This window comes from Hephaestia caeni (assembly GCF_003550065.1).
Lineage (GTDB): Bacteria > Pseudomonadota > Alphaproteobacteria > Sphingomonadales > Sphingomonadaceae > Sphingomonas > Sphingomonas caeni_A.
Genome location: NZ_QXDC01000006.1, coordinates 92,590 through 107,408 on the forward strand (window position 1 = coordinate 92,590; position 14,819 = coordinate 107,408).

Below are 14,819 nucleotides of genomic sequence, written 5' to 3' on the forward strand. Positions count from 1 at the left end.
CTGATCGGAGGCGCGCGTCGCGATCTCGGCGGCGGCCTCGACTTCGGTGCGCGCATCCTCGATCGCGCGGATCAGCCCCGCCGCGGTCTGCGCCGCTTCGCGCATCGCCACTGCCGATTGTTCGGCGGCCGCCGCGACCTCTGACGCCTTGCCGAGCATTCCGCGCGCGACCACCGAAGCGCGGCTGCGCTGTTCGCGCAACACTTCGCCTTCCTCGAACGCATTGTCGACCAGCGTGACGATGCCGTCGCGGAATTCGGTGGTCAGGCGATCGCGCCCCTGCTGCGCGCTGTGCTCGCGATAGGCGTTGTAGAGCGCCACCGTGACTTCGCCTTCGAGCGCGGAAAGCCGCATCAGCGTATCGATCAGCGCGGGCAGGCGCGGATCGTTGCGATCCACCCGGCCCATCAGCGCATCGAGCGCGGCGCGATCGCTGGCGTTGATCATCGACAGCAGCGCCATCGGCGATACGTCCGCGGCATAAGCGGCGGCGACCGATCGTTCGACCGACTCGACCCATGCCCGCCCGTAGGTGTCGAGGAATCGGCTCTTGAGGAAGACGATGCCCAGATCGACCATCTTCTCGGTTTCGTGCGGCGCCCACAGGCGGTCGTCGGCGAAGCAGCGCAGCCATTGCTGCCAATAGGCATCGGAAATCGTACGGATGTCGGGTTCGATCAAATCCCAGACCTGCTTGCTCGCGGTCATCAGCGAGCCGTCGTAATCGAATACCCTCAGCCGCGCGCCGAGATCGATCATGGTGGCCAGGGTGCCGGGGGCCGGCAGATTGTCATTGTCCACGAGCGACATCTCCGAAGAATCAATCTTCCCGCCTGCATCGGCGGATTGCCCATCTAGGCTTAGGTCGATTTGGTTAAGGCGTGGTTAGGGCTTGCCCCGAACGGCCGTGCCGATGCGCCTCGCGGGTTGCATCGGCCACGGCGAGGGCTAATACGGCGCCATCACCGAACGAGGGACCAGAGTCTTGGCCACGCAGCTTGAGCGAACGCGCCCGTTATCTCCGCATCTGCAAATCTGGAAATGGGGGCCGCACATGCTGGTCTCGATCCTCCACCGCGCGACGGGCGACGGCATGGCGCTGGTCGGTACCTGCCTGTTCGTGTGGTGGCTCGCCGCGCTCGCGGCCGGGGCGGAAGCTTATGCTGTGTTCGTCGACACCTTCACCTATGCCGGCGGCGGCCTCAACGCGCTCGGCTATATCTTCGGCATCGGCATGAGCTGGGCGTTCTTCCAGCATATGGCGAGCGGCATCCGCCACCTGGTGCTCGATACCGGCGCGGGCTTCGAGCTCAAGACCAACCGAACCTTCGCGCTGTTGACGATGGTGTTCTCGGTCCTCGCGACCGTCGCCTTCTGGGCCTATCTGCTGGCGGGGAAATAAGCATGGGTGACGGAACCTCGATCGGCCGCGTGCGCGGCCTGGGCGCGGCCAAGGAAGGCACGCATCACTGGTGGCACCAGCGGCTGACCGCGGGCGGCAATTTGCTGCTCGTGCTCTGGTTCGTCTTCTCGATGGCGCGGTTGCCCGCTTACGATCATGCGACGCTGATCGACTGGATCGGCTCGCCCTGGGTCGCGATTCCGCTGGTGCTGCTCGTCGCGTCGGTTTTCTATCATTTCCGTCTCGGGCTTCAGGTGCTGATCGAGGATTACAATCACGGCCCTGGCCGCATCGCCTGGATCGTGCTGCTCAACCTGTTCACGATCGCCGCCGCGGCGATCGCCATCTTCTCGATCCTCAGGATCACCTTCACCGGAGCGCCCGCCTGATGTCCCCCAATCTTCCTGGCGCCTATAAGATCATCGATCACAGCTATGACGCCGTGGTGGTCGGCGCCGGCGGTTCTGGCCTGCGCGCGACGATGGAATGCGCACAGAACGGCCTCAAGACCGCGTGCATCACCAAGGTGTTCCCGACGCGCAGCCACACCGTGGCGGCGCAGGGCGGGATCGCCGCCAGCCTCGGCAACATGGGCCCCGATCACTGGACCTGGCACATGTACGACACCGTCAAGGGATCGGACTGGCTCGGCGATCAGGACGCGATCGAATATCTGTGCCGCGAGGCGCCCGCCGCGGTTTATGAGCTTGAGCACGCCGGCGTGCCGTTCAGCCGCACCGAAGAGGGCACGATCTACCAGCGTCCGTTCGGTGGGATGATGCAGAACATGGGCGAGGGCCCGCCCGCGCAGCGCACCTGCGCCGCGGCCGACCGCACGGGGCATGCGATGCTCCACGCGCTCTACCAGCAGAGCCTCAAATACGACGCCGATTTCTACGTCGAATATTTCGCGCTCGATCTGATCATGGAAGACGGCGCGTGCCGTGGCGTGATCGCGCTGTGCCTCGAGGACGGATCGATTCACCGCTTCCGCAGCCACGCGATCGTGCTCGCGACCGGCGGCTACGGGCGCACCTATTTCTCGGCGACCTCGGCGCATACCTGCACCGGTGACGGCGGCGGCATGGTGCTGCGCGCCGGGCTTCCCTTGCAGGACATGGAATTCGTCCAGTTCCACCCGACCGGCATCTACGGCGCGGGCGTGCTGATCACCGAAGGCGCGCGGGGCGAGGGCGGCTACCTTACCAATTCCGAAGGCGAGCGCTTCATGGAGCGTTACGCGCCCTCGGCGAAGGATCTCGCCAGCCGCGACGTCGTGTCGCGCTCGATGGCGATGGAAATCCGCGAGGGCCGCGGCGTCGGCAAGGACAAGGACCATATCTACCTGCACCTCGATCATATCGATCCCAAGGTGCTCCACGAACGCCTGCCCGGCATCACCGAAACCGGCAAGATCTTCGCGGGCGTCGATCTGACGCGCCAGCCGCTGCCGGTGACGCCGACGGTCCATTACAACATGGGCGGTATCCCGACCAATTATCACGGCGAGGTCGTCCATCTGAAGGACGGCGATCCCGATGCGGTCGTGCCGGGGCTGTTCGCGGTCGGCGAGGCGGCATGCGTCTCGGTCCACGGCGCCAACCGGCTCGGCTCGAACTCGCTGATCGATCTGGTGGTGTTCGGCCGCGCGACCGGCAAGCGCATCGCGGAGACGGTCAAGCCCAACACCCCCCATAATCCATTGCCCAAGGGGTCGGAGGAACTGGCGCTGGGCCGGCTCGATCATTTCCGCAACGCGAACGGCGGCTCACCGACCGCGGAGGTCCGCGTCCAGATGCAAAAGACGATGCAAAAGCACGCCGCGGTGTTCCGCAACGACGAACTGCTCGGCGAGGGCGTGACGGAAATCGCCAAGGTCTATCAGCGGATGCAGGACATCCACGTCACCGATCGCAGCCTCATTTGGAACACCGATCTGGTCGAGACGCTCGAACTCGACAATCTGATCGCGCAGGCGGTGGCGACGATGAACGCGGCCGCGAACCGCAAGGAAAGCCGCGGCGCTCACGTCAACGAGGATTATCCCGATCGCGACGACGCGCACTGGATGAAGCACACGATCATCACCTTCGACGGCTGGGGCGGCAAGGGCGGCAAGACGAGCATCGATTACCGTCCGGTCCACGATTACACGCTCACCGACGATATCGACTATATCGTCCCGAAAAAGCGCGTTTATTGATACGCGCGGGCGAACCTATTCTTACTTCACGGGAAATCTGACAATGGCCAAGTTCACTCTGCCCAAGAACAGTGTCATCAGGAAGGGCAAGGAGCACAAGGCGAGCGGCGGTGCGGCGCGCGTGAAGCGCTTCAAGATTTACCGCTACGATCCCGATACGGGCGAAAATCCCCGCTACGATATTTTCGAGGTCGATCTCGACGATTGCGGGCCGATGGTTCTCGATGCGCTGATCAAGATCAAATCGGATCAGGATTCGTCGCTCACCTTCCGCCGTTCGTGCCGCGAAGGCATCTGCGGATCGTGCTCGATGAACATCGACGGCACCAACGGCCTCGCCTGCACCACCGCGATCGAGGATTTGAAGGGTGAGGTCCGCATCACGCCGCTGCCGGCGATGGATGTGGTCAAGGACCTGGTTCCCGATTTCACGCATTTCTATGCGCAATATGCCTCGATCAAGCCGTGGCTCCAGACGGTGACGCCGCCGCCTGCGGGCAAGGAACGGCTCCAGACGCCGGCCCAGCGTGCGCAGCTCGACGGGCTGTACGAATGCATCCTGTGTGCGTGCTGCTCCACCTCGTGCCCAAGCTATTGGTGGAACCAGGACAAGTTCCTCGGCCCCGCGATCCTGCTCCAGGCGTATCGCTGGCTCGCCGACAGCCGCGACGAGATGACCGGCGAGCGGCTCGACGATCTCGAAGACCCGTTCCGTCTCTATCGCTGCCACACGATCATGAATTGCGCGAACGTCTGCCCCAAGGGATTGAACCCCGCCAAGGCGATCGCCGAGATCAAGAAGATGGAAGCCGAGCGGGTTCTGTAAGGTTCGGTCTAATATGGTGGAACTGAAGTTCGTGGTGTCATGGCCGTCATGCTGAACTTGTTTCAGCATCCATTCCTCCCCATTCGGCGTCATCAGCTTGCGGCACGATGGACCCTGAAACAAGTTCAGGGTGACGGCTCTGGATTGTGGCGAGCCTCAGTTCCAGGTGACTAGCTTGAGCGAAGCCTCCTTCATCCTTACCGAATCCCCCGATCATCCCGGATGGATGATATGGGAATTGTCGGACCCCACCCACTTCAACAGCCTGTTCGGGCCGTTCCTGCTCAGGATGGAGGGTGAGGTCGCGCGCGTCAGGATGATGCCGCGCCACGAACATTCGAACCTCCAGGATAACCTCCACGGCGGCGCGCTGCTCGCCTTCATCGACATCGCCCTGTTCGCCGCCTCGCGCGGTTTCGGGGTGATCGAGGCGGGCACCGCGGTGACGCTCGATCTGTCGGTGCAGTTCATCGGCGCGGGCAAGGTGAGCGAGCCGCTCGAGGCGCGGGTCGATCTGCTGCGTGAAACCGGGCGGCTGCTGTTCCTGCGCGGGCTCGTGGTGCAGAACGACGGCACGGTCGCGAGCTTTGCGGGCACGATCAGGAAGCCGACGCGGCGATGACGACCGTCCTCGCGCGCTACGAAGCGCTGGTCGCCGCGGGCGAATTGCGCCCCGATGCCGAACAGGCCGCGGCCGCCAGCCGGCTCGATGCGCTCGCCGCCGAACTCGAGGCGAGCCCGCGCAAGGGCAGCGTGCTGTGGCGCGCGCTCGGCCGCCGCCCGGAGGCGCCCAAGGGCGTCTATCTGTGGGGCGGGGTAGGGCGCGGCAAATCGATGCTGATGGACCTGTTCTTCGGGTGTCTCGCGATCCAGCGCAAACGCCGCGTCCATTTCCACGAATTCATGCTCGAGGTCCACGCGCGCCTCGCCGAGGAACGCAAGAAAGAGGCCGGCGACCCGATCGCCCCCGTCGCCGCGGCGATGACCGAGGATGCGCGCGTGCTCGCCTTCGACGAGATGGTGGTCACCAACTCGGCGGATGCGATGATCCTGTCGCGGCTGTTCGCGGCGATGTGGGAACACGGCATGACGATCGTCGCGACCTCGAACCGGCCGCCGCACGATCTCTACAAGAACGGGCTCAACCGCGAGCATTTCCTGCCCTTCATCGCCTTGCTCGAAACCAGGGCCGATGTGCTGCCGCTCAACGGCCCGGTCGATTACCGGCTCGATCGGCTGGGGCGGATCGATACCTGGCTGGTCCCCAACGGGTCGGAGGCGACGCAGGCGCTGTCCGCCGCGTTCTTCCGGCTGACCGACTATCCGGTCGAGGATCGCGCGCACGTGCCGACCGAGGATATTCCGGTCCCCGGCGGCCGCACCTTGCACGTCCCCAAAGCCCTGAAGGGCGTCGCGGTCTTCTCGTTCAAGCGGCTGTGCGGCGAGGCGCGGGGGGCCGCCGATTATCTGGCGATCGCGCGGCGCTTCCACACCGTCATCCTCGTCGGCATCCCCCGGATGGGGCCGGAGAACCGCAACGAGGCGGCGCGCTTCGTGACGCTGATCGACGCCTTGTACGAACACAATGTCAAGCTGCTCGCCGCCGCCGATGCCGAGCCCGCCCAGCTCTACACCGCGGGCGACGGCGCGTTCGAATTCGAGCGCACCGTCTCGCGGCTCGAGGAAATGCGCTCCGAGGCGTATCTCGCGCAGGGCCACGGCGTCGGTTGAGGCTGGACGCGGCCGCCCCCGCCGCATAGCGTTCGGGATAACGACAAGGAGGGGCCGATGCGCGTGTGGATGCAGCGATTTTTGTTAGCGCTAACGTTTATGCTGGCGCCGGCATTGGTGGAAGCGCAGCCGGTCGCACCGGTCCATCCCGTGCTCGCCAGCGGCGATCTGCGGACCAACCTCGATCTCTCGGGCCAGTGGCATTATTCGATCGATCCGTATCGCGACGGCATGGCGGGGTTCCACGGCGGCGATCCGGGGCTCGGCCATCGCCGCTACGACACCACCGACGTCGCCGCCGCGATGCGCGACGATCCCGCCGCGCTCTACGAATATGACATGACGCGCGCGCCCACCGCGACGCTGCCGTCCTCATGGCTGACGCACGACGCGACGATGCGCCATTATCGCGGGCTGGTCTGGTATCAGCGCAGTTTCACCGCCGATCCGAGGCCCGGCGAGCGCCAGTTCCTCCGCTTCGGCGCGGTCAATTATCGCGCGCACGTCTACCTCAACGGCAAAAGCGTCGGCGCGCACGAAGGCGGCTTCACGACTTTCGCGTTCGAGGTGACGGGGCTGCTCAAGCCGGGTGCGAACCAGATCACTGTCGGCGTCGATTCGGATCGCAGCGATACCGATCTGCCGCCGCCCGTCACCGATTGGGAAACCTATGGCGGCATCACCCGCGCGGTGACGCTGGTGACGACGCCTGCTACCTATGTCGACGATGCCTGGGTGCGGCTGACGCGCGACGGGCGGATCGCGGTCGATGCCGTGCTCGACGGCAAAGGCGCTGCCGGTGGCGCGCTGACGCTGGCGATCCCTGCGCTCGGGCTCACGCTCGACGGCAAGGCCGACGCCGCCGGGCATTGGACGGCGCGCGTGCCTGCGCCCGTGGCGCTCGAGCGCTGGTCGCCCGATACGCCGCGGCTCTACGACGTCACGATCACCGCGGGCGCCGATGTCTGGAAAGACCGGATCGGCTTCCGCACGATCGCGGTCGAGGGCGATCAAATCCTGCTCAACGGCAAACCGGTCTTTCTCGCCGGCATCGCGCTCCACGAGGAGGAATTCGGCGCCAACCCCACACGCGCGATCACGCCGCAGGCGGCGCGCGCGCTGCTCACCGAGGTCAAGCAGGGGCTCCACGGCAATTACGTCCGCCTCGCGCATTATCCGCATTCGGAGGTGATGACGCGGATGGCCGACGAACTCGGGCTGCTGGTGTGGAGCGAAATCCCGATCTACTGGCGCGTCGCGTTCGACAATCCGCAGACGCTCGCCACCGCGCGCCACATGCTCGCCGAGGAGATTCTGCGCGATCGCAACCGCACCGCGATCGCGATCTGGAGCGTCGGCAACGAAACGCCCGTGAGCGCCGCGCGCAACGCGTTCCTCTCCACGCTCGCGAAGGATGCGCACGCGCTCGACGATACGCGGCTTGTCTCGGCGGCGTTGCTCGTCGGGCGCAAGCAGGAGGGGGGTGCGAGCGTGTTCACCGTCGACGATCCGCTGATTCCCGCGCTCGATGTGATGGCGGTCAACGCCTATAACGGTTGGTACACGCCTGATAAATTGAGCGATCTGGCGTCGTTCGTCTGGCGCTCGCCGTATGAGAAGCCGCTGATCCTGTCCGAGTTCGGTGCGGGCGCGCTTGCGGGCGAACATGACGCGACGCGCGCGCACAAATTCTCCGAGGAATTTCAGGCCGATTATTACCGCGCGACGCTCGATATGGCATCCAGAATCCCGTTTCTGCGCGGCATGTCTCCGTGGGTCCTCAAGGACTTCCGGTCGCCGCGGCGGCAACATCCGGTCTATCAGCAGGGCTGGAACCGCAAGGGCCTCGAATCCGAAACCGGCGCCCGCAAGCAGGCCTTCGATGTGCTGGCCGACTATTACGCGCAGCATCATCCATGAGCATGAGTTATTGATATTGAGAATGATATGCAATAATAACCCTTGACCAACCCGCTTTAGAGGTTGCCCCGGGGCAACAAAACGCCTAAGTCGCGCTCGATTTCGCGCAGGCGGAGGTGTGCCGGCGCTCTGCTCCGGAGGAGATTTATGGCTCGCAAGAAGATCGCGCTGATCGGCGCCGGCATGATCGGCGGCACGCTCGCCCACCTCGCCGCGATGAAGGAACTGGGCGATATCGTCCTGTTCGACATCGCCGAGGGCATTCCCCAGGGCAAGGCGCTCGATCTCGCGCAAGCGGGCCCGCCCGAGGGCTTCGACGCCGGGCTCAAGGGCACCAACGATTACGCCGATATCGCCGGCGCCGACGTGTGCATCGTCACCGCCGGCGTGCCGCGCAAGCCCGGCATGAGCCGCGACGACCTGCTCGGCATCAATCTCAAGGTGATGAAGTCGGTCGGCGAGGGCATCAAGGCCCATGCTCCGAACGCTTTCGTGATCTGCATCACCAACCCGCTCGACGCGATGGTGTGGGCGCTGCGCGAATATTCGGGGCTGCCGCACGACAAGATCGTCGGCATGGCGGGCGTGCTGGACAGCTCGCGCTTCCGCCACTTCCTCGCCGAGGAATTCGACGTTTCGGTCGAGGACGTCACCGCCTTCGTGCTCGGCGGCCACGGCGACACGATGGTGCCGGTGGTCGAATATTCGACCGTCGCGGGCATCCCGGTGCCCGATCTCATCAAGATGGGCTGGTCCACCCAGGAGAAGATCGACGCGATCGTCCAGCGCACCCGCTCGGGCGGCGGCGAGATCGTTGGGCTCTTGAAGACCGGCAGCGCCTTCTACGCGCCCGCGACCAGCGCGATCGTGATGGCCGAGAGCTACCTCAAGGACAAGAAGCGGCTGCTCCCCTGCGCGGCGCATCTGACGGGCCAGTACGGCGTCGATGACCTGTATGTTGGCGTGCCGGTGGTGATCGGCGCGAACGGCGTCGAGCGCGTCGTCGAGATCGCATTGAACGCCGAGGCCAAGGCGGGCTTCGACAAGTCGGTCGCCGCGGTCAAGGATCTGCTGGTGGCGTGCAAGGGGATCGACGGAGGGCTGAAGTAGGGAGTTGAACGACCACCCCGGCGAAGGCCGGGGTCCAGTTGCGGGGCCGCTGCGATGAACGACCAGGCCTGCGTCTACATCATGGCGAGTGCGAGGAACGGCACCTTGTATCTCGGGTCGACGGTGAGCCTGCCGAGGCGCGTCTGGGGAACATCGCAACGGCGTTGTCGACGGGTTCACGAAGCAATACGGTTGCAAGCGCCTGGTCTGGTTCGAGGTGCTCGGCAGTTGGGAAGCGGCTCGCGAGCGCGAGCGGCAGATGAAGGAATGGAAGCGCGCCTGGAAGGTGCGGGAGATCGAAGGGCTCAATCCCGGTTGGGATGATCTGTACGATCGTATCGCACAACCATGACCGCCTTCCCGACTGGACCCCGGCCTGCGCCGGGGTGGTAAGGATAGGGAAATTAGATGAGCATCCTCGTCGACAAGAACACCAAGGTCATCACCCAGGGCATGACCGGGGAGACCGGCAGCTTCCATACGCAGGCCGCGCTCGATTACGGCACGCAGATGGTCGGCGGCGTCACGCCGGGCAAGGGCGGGCAGACGCATATCGGCCTGCCAGTGTTCGATACCGTCGCCGAGGCCAAGGCCAAGACCGGCGCCGACGCGAGCGTGATCTACGTGCCGCCGCCCTTCGCCGCCGATTCGATCCTCGAGGCGATCGACGCCGAGGTGCCGCTGATCGTGTGCATCACGGAAGGGATTCCGGTGCTCGACATGGTCAAGGTCAAGCGCGCGCTCTCGGGTTCGAAATCGCGGCTGATCGGCCCGAACTGCCCCGGCGTGCTGACGCCGGGCGAATGCAAGATCGGCATCATGCCGGGCAGCATCTTCTCGAAGGGTTCGGTCGGTGTCGTGTCGCGCTCGGGTACGCTGACCTATGAGGCGGTGTTCCAGACCACCAATGCGGGGCTGGGCCAGACCACCGCGGTCGGCATCGGCGGCGATCCCGTCAACGGCACCAACTTCATCGACGTGCTCGAACTGTTTCTTGCCGATGAGGCGACCAAATCGATCATCATGATCGGTGAGATCGGCGGCTCGGCCGAGGAAGAGGCGGCGCAGTTCCTGAAGGACGAGGCCAAGCGCGGACGCAAGAAGCCGATGGCGGGCTTCATCGCGGGGCGCACCGCGCCTCCCGGACGGCGCATGGGCCATGCCGGGGCGATCGTCTCGGGCGGCCAGGGCGGCGCCGAAGACAAGATCGCGGCGATGGAATCGGCCGGGATCAAGGTGGCGGACAGCCCCAGCGAACTGGGCTCGACGCTGGTCGAGGTATTGAAGCGATGAGCGCGCGCCCGGCGATGTAGGCCGGGCGCCATCTTCCGGCCTTGCCGGGCATTGGAGACGGGCCGTGGGTTACGAAGGTCAGGATTTCAGTGAGATCGCCGGCGGGGTCAGCCCCGCTTTCGTCGAAACGCTCTACCGGCGTTTCCAGAGCGACCCCGCAAGCGTCGAGCCCGGCTGGCGCGCCTGGTTCGAGGGGCTCGAATCGGCCGTCACCGGGCCGAGCTGGCAGCAGCCCGCCTGGCCGCTCGCGACCACCGACGATCTCACCTCGGCGCTCGATCCGACCCAGAGCGAGCCCGCGCCGGCGCCCGCCAAGGGCGGCAAGCCGGCGCCTGCGTCGGCGGCGCCCGCGAGCCAGGATGCGATCCTCAAGGCGGCCGACGCCTCGATCCGCGCGATGATGCTGATCCGCACCTATCGCGTGCGCGGGCACCTCGCCGCCAATCTCGATCCGCTGGGGCTCTCCGAACACGAGATGCCAGACGATCTGCGGATCGATTATCACGGCTTCGCGGCCAGCGAGCTTGACGAGAAAATCTATCTCGGCGGCTATCTCGGCCTGCAATATGCGACCTTGCGCGAGATCGTCGACATTCTGCGCCGCAATTATTGCGGCCATGTCGGCCTCGAATACATGCACATTTCCGATGTCGAGGAACGCCGCTTCCTCCAGGATCGGATGGAGGGCAAGGACAAGGCGATCGAGTTCACCCGCGAGGGCAAGGAAGCGATCCTCGCCAAGGTGATCGAGGCCGAGCAGTACGAGAAGTTCCTCGGCAAGAAATATGTCGGCACCAAGCGTTTCGGGCTCGACGGCGGGGAAAGCATGATCCCCGCGCTCGAAAGCGTGATCAAATACGGCGGCCAGTACGGCGTGCGCGAGATCGTGTTCGGCATGGCGCATCGCGGCCGGCTCAACGTGCTCGCCAACGTGATGGGCAAGCCCTATCGCGCGATCTTCCACGAATTCTCGGGCGGCTCGTCCAACCCCGAGGATGTCGGCGGCTCGGGCGACGTCAAATATCATCTCGGCACCTCGACCGATCGGGAATTCGACGGCATCAGCGTCCATATGTCGCTGGTCGCCAACCCCTCGCACCTCGAGGCGGAGGATCCGGTTGTCCTCGGCAAAGTCCGCGCGATCCAGACGATCGCGAACGATCTCGACGCGCACAAGGCGTCGCTTCCCGTGCTCATCCACGGCGACGCGGCGTTCGCGGGGCAGGGGATCGTGTGGGAATGCTTCGGCTTCTCGGGGCTCCCCGGCTACAATACCGGGGGCTGCATCCACTTCGTCATCAACAACCAGATCGGCTTCACGACGAGCCCCAAGTTCGCGCGCTCCTCGCCCTATCCGTCGGATGTGGCGAAGGGCGTTCAGGCGCCGATCTTCCACGTCAACGGCGACGATCCCGAGGCGGTGACCTTCGCCTGCAAGATGGCGATCGAGTTCCGCCAGAAATTCCACCGCGATATCGTCATCGACATGTGGTGCTATCGCCGCTTCGGCCATAACGAGGGCGACGAGCCGAGCTTCACCCAGCCGCTGATGTACAAGGCGATCAAGAAGCATCCGGGTGTCGCCGAGGTCTACGGCGCGCGGCTGATCGCGGAAGGCGTGGTCGATCAGGGCTGGATCGACGAGCGCATCAAGCAGTTCACGACGCTGTTCGAAGGCGAGTTCGAGGCGGGGCAGAGCTATCTGCCCAACAAGGCGGACTGGTTCGCCGGCCGCTGGTCGGGGCTGCACGCGCCCGCCGATGCCGAAACCGCGCGCCGCAACGTCGAGACGGGAATCGATAGGAAATTGTTCGATGCGCTCGGCCGCACGCTGACGACGGTTCCCGACAGCATCCAGATCCACAAGACGCTGGGCCGCGTGCTCGACGCCAAACGCGAGATGTTCACGAGCGGCGAACATTTCGATTGGGCGACGGGCGAGGCGCTGGCGTTCGGATCGCTGCTCTCGGAAGGCTATGGCGTCCGCCTGTCGGGCCAGGATTCGGGGCGCGGCACCTTCTCGCAACGCCATGCGGTGTGGGTCGATCAGACCGACGAGCACGAATATGTGCCGCTCGATCACGTCGAGCACGGCCGTTTCGAGGTGCTCGACAGCCCGCTCTCCGAATATGGCGTGCTCGGCTTCGAATACGGCTATGCGCTTGCCGATCCGAAGACGCTGGTGCTCTGGGAAGCCCAGTTCGGCGATTTCGCCAACGGCGCGCAGATCATGATCGATCAGTTCATCGCCGCCGGCGAGGCCAAGTGGCTGCGCGCCAACGGCCTCGTGCTGCTGCTGCCGCATGGGTATGAAGGGCAGGGGCCGGAACACTCGTCGGCGCGGCTCGAACGCTATCTCCAGCTCTGCGCGCAGGATAATATGCAGGTCGCCAACTGCACCACGCCGGCGAACTATTTCCACCTGCTGCGCCGGCAGATGCACCGGCCGTTCCGCAAGCCGCTGATCATCATGACGCCCAAGTCGCTGCTGCGGCACAAGATGGCGGTGTCGAAGGCGGAGGACTTCCTCGGCGACAGCCACTTCCGCCGCATCCTTTCCGATCCGGCGGCGCCGGCGGACAAGGAGACGAAGCGGCTGGTGCTGTGCTCGGGCAAGGTCGCCTACGACCTCATGGAGGCGCGCGACGCCGCCGGTGACAAGAACACCCAGATCGTCCGCATCGAGCAGCTCTATCCCTTCCCGGGCGAACCGCTCACGGTGCGCCTCAAGAAGATGCCCAATCTCGAAGACGTGGTGTGGGCGCAGGAGGAGCCGAAGAACAACGGCGCCTGGTTCCTCGCCGAACCGTTCATCGAACAATGCCTCGCCGACGCCGGGGCGCCGGTGGCGCGCGCGCGCTATGCCGGCCGTACCGCAGCGGCGTCACCTGCGACCGGCCTCATGAAACGGCACCAGATGGAACAGGGCGCGTTGGTCGCAGATGCGCTCGGCCACAATGTCCGCGAGGAAATACGGCGGAAGCGCAAGGGTTGAGTTTTACGTCACGCCAGCGGAAGCTGGGGTCTCCCGATTACTACAAGGTTCCGGCGTCCGCCGGATGACGAGGTAGAGAATGACCGAAGTCAAAGTCCCCACGTTGGGTGAATCGATCACCGAAGCGACGCTCGGCGAATGGCTCAAGCAGCCCGGCGACGCGATCGCGGCCGACGAGCCGATCGCGAGCCTCGAAACCGACAAGGTGTCGGTCGAGGTGCCCTCGCCGGTCGCGGGCGTGATGGGTGAGCATAAGGTCGCGGTGGGCGACACGGTTGAGGTCGGCGCGGTGATCGGCGTGGTCGAGGAAGGCGCGGGCGGCGCCAAGGCCAGCCCGGCGCCCGCCGCGAGTCCGGCGCCCGCGCCCGAGGCCGCGCCCGCGCCGGCTCCCAAGGCTGCTGCTGCCCCCGCCGCGCCGCCGCCGGCGCCCACCGACAATGTCGAGGCAGCGGCGTTGTCGCCGTCGGTTCGTCGCGCAGTGCTCGAATTCGGGGTCGATCCGGCGACGATCACCGGCACCGGCAAGGACGGCCGGATCACCAAGGATGACGTCGTTGCCGCCGCGCAGAAGGGCGGCTCGACCGCGCCTGCCGCTGCTGCGAGCCCGGCGCCGGCCGCTTCCGCTGCCGCCGCGCCCGAGCGCAAGGAAGAGCGCGTCCGCATGACGCGCGTGCGCCAAACGATCGCCAGGCGCCTCAAGGAAGCGCAGAACACCGCGGCGATGCTCACCACGTTCAACGACGTCGACATGACGGCGGTGATCGCGGCGCGCACCAAGTACAAGGAATTGTTCGAAAAGAAGCACGGTGTCCGGCTGGGCTTCATGGGCTTCTTCGCCAAGGCCGCGTGCCTCGCCTTGAAGGACGTGCCGAACGTCAACGCCTCGATCGACGGCGAGGAGATCGTCTACCACGATTATGCCGACATCTCGGTCGCGGTCTCCGCGCCGCAGGGGCTGGTGGTGCCGGTGGTGCGCGATGCCGACAAGCTCTCGGTCGCCGATATCGAGCGCACGATCGGCGATTTCGGCAAGCGGGCCAAGGACGGCACGCTCAAGATGGAGGAGATGAAGGGGGGTACCTTCACCATTTCCAACGGCGGCGTGTTCGGCTCGCTGCTCTCGACCCCGATCATCAACCCGCCGCAGAGCGCGGTGCTGGGTTTGCACCGCATCGAGGATCGCCCGGTGGTGGTGAACGGCGAGATCGTGATCCGCCCGATGATGTATCTTGCGCTCAGCTACGACCACCGCCTGGTCGACGGCCGCGAGGCGGTGACCTTCCTCGTCGCGCTCAAGAACGCGATCGAGGATCCGACGCGGATTTTGATCGACCTGTAA

At 65.4% G+C, this 14,819-nt stretch carries 11 protein-coding genes and 2 pseudogenes; 12 read left to right on the forward strand and 1 reads right to left on the reverse strand.

What is annotated here, in order from left to right; translation table 11 throughout:
• Positions 1–801 (reverse strand): annotated as a pseudogene (locus tag DFR49_RS22345) (methyl-accepting chemotaxis protein); the annotation flags it as partial.
• A gap of 184 nt (positions 802–985) precedes the next feature.
• Here DFR49_RS22345 and sdhC point away from each other — a divergent pair.
• From sdhC to odhB, 12 genes and pseudogenes are all read left to right on the forward strand, one after another.
• A complete protein-coding gene (sdhC, locus tag DFR49_RS20950; RefSeq protein WP_119037621.1) occupies positions 986–1,402 on the forward strand; it encodes a succinate dehydrogenase, cytochrome b556 subunit in 417 nt (138 codons plus the stop codon).
• Positions 1,403–1,404: 2 nt separating this feature from the next.
• Positions 1,405–1,791 (forward strand): succinate dehydrogenase, hydrophobic membrane anchor protein, encoded by a 387-nt coding sequence (gene sdhD, locus DFR49_RS20955; protein ID WP_119037622.1) that lies wholly within the window; start codon positions 1,405–1,407, stop codon positions 1,789–1,791.
• Entirely contained in the window at positions 1,791–3,605 is a 1,815-nt protein-coding gene (gene sdhA / locus DFR49_RS20960) for a succinate dehydrogenase flavoprotein subunit (protein WP_119037623.1), read from the forward strand. Before sdhD ends, sdhA begins: the two co-directional genes overlap by 1 nt.
• Before the next feature lie 43 nt (positions 3,606–3,648).
• Positions 3,649–4,431: a succinate dehydrogenase iron-sulfur subunit gene (locus tag DFR49_RS20965; RefSeq protein ID WP_119037624.1), complete on the forward strand. Its 783-nt coding sequence runs from the start codon at positions 3,649–3,651 to the stop codon at positions 4,429–4,431.
• Positions 4,432–4,597: 166 nt separating this feature from the next.
• A complete protein-coding gene (locus DFR49_RS20970) occupies positions 4,598–5,053 on the forward strand; it encodes a PaaI family thioesterase (RefSeq protein ID WP_342768481.1) in 456 nt (151 codons plus the stop codon).
• A complete protein-coding gene (gene zapE / locus DFR49_RS20975) occupies positions 5,050–6,162 on the forward strand; it encodes a cell division protein ZapE (RefSeq protein ID WP_119037625.1) in 1,113 nt (370 codons plus the stop codon). The genes DFR49_RS20970 and zapE overlap by 4 nt, the downstream gene beginning before the upstream one ends.
• Before the next feature lie 99 nt (positions 6,163–6,261).
• Positions 6,262–8,082: a glycoside hydrolase family 2 protein gene (locus tag DFR49_RS20980; protein ID WP_245968688.1), complete on the forward strand. Its 1,821-nt coding sequence runs from the start codon at positions 6,262–6,264 to the stop codon at positions 8,080–8,082.
• A 147-nt stretch (positions 8,083–8,229) separates the two neighbouring features.
• Positions 8,230–9,192 (forward strand): malate dehydrogenase, encoded by a 963-nt coding sequence (gene mdh, locus DFR49_RS20985; protein ID WP_119037626.1) that lies wholly within the window; start codon positions 8,230–8,232, stop codon positions 9,190–9,192.
• Between the two features lie 54 nt (positions 9,193–9,246).
• A pseudogene (locus DFR49_RS22350) lies at positions 9,247–9,544 on the forward strand (GIY-YIG nuclease family protein).
• A gap of 56 nt (positions 9,545–9,600) precedes the next feature.
• Entirely contained in the window at positions 9,601–10,485 is an 885-nt protein-coding gene (gene sucD, locus DFR49_RS20995; RefSeq protein ID WP_119037627.1) for a succinate--CoA ligase subunit alpha, read from the forward strand.
• A 64-nt stretch (positions 10,486–10,549) separates the two neighbouring features.
• Positions 10,550–13,480, forward strand: coding sequence for a 2-oxoglutarate dehydrogenase E1 component (locus tag DFR49_RS21000; protein ID WP_119037628.1), 2,931 nt, complete (start codon positions 10,550–10,552; stop codon positions 13,478–13,480).
• A 79-nt stretch (positions 13,481–13,559) separates the two neighbouring features.
• On the forward strand, positions 13,560–14,819 hold the full coding sequence (odhB, locus tag DFR49_RS21005) for a 2-oxoglutarate dehydrogenase complex dihydrolipoyllysine-residue succinyltransferase (protein WP_119037629.1): 1,260 nt from the start codon (positions 13,560–13,562) through the stop codon (positions 14,817–14,819).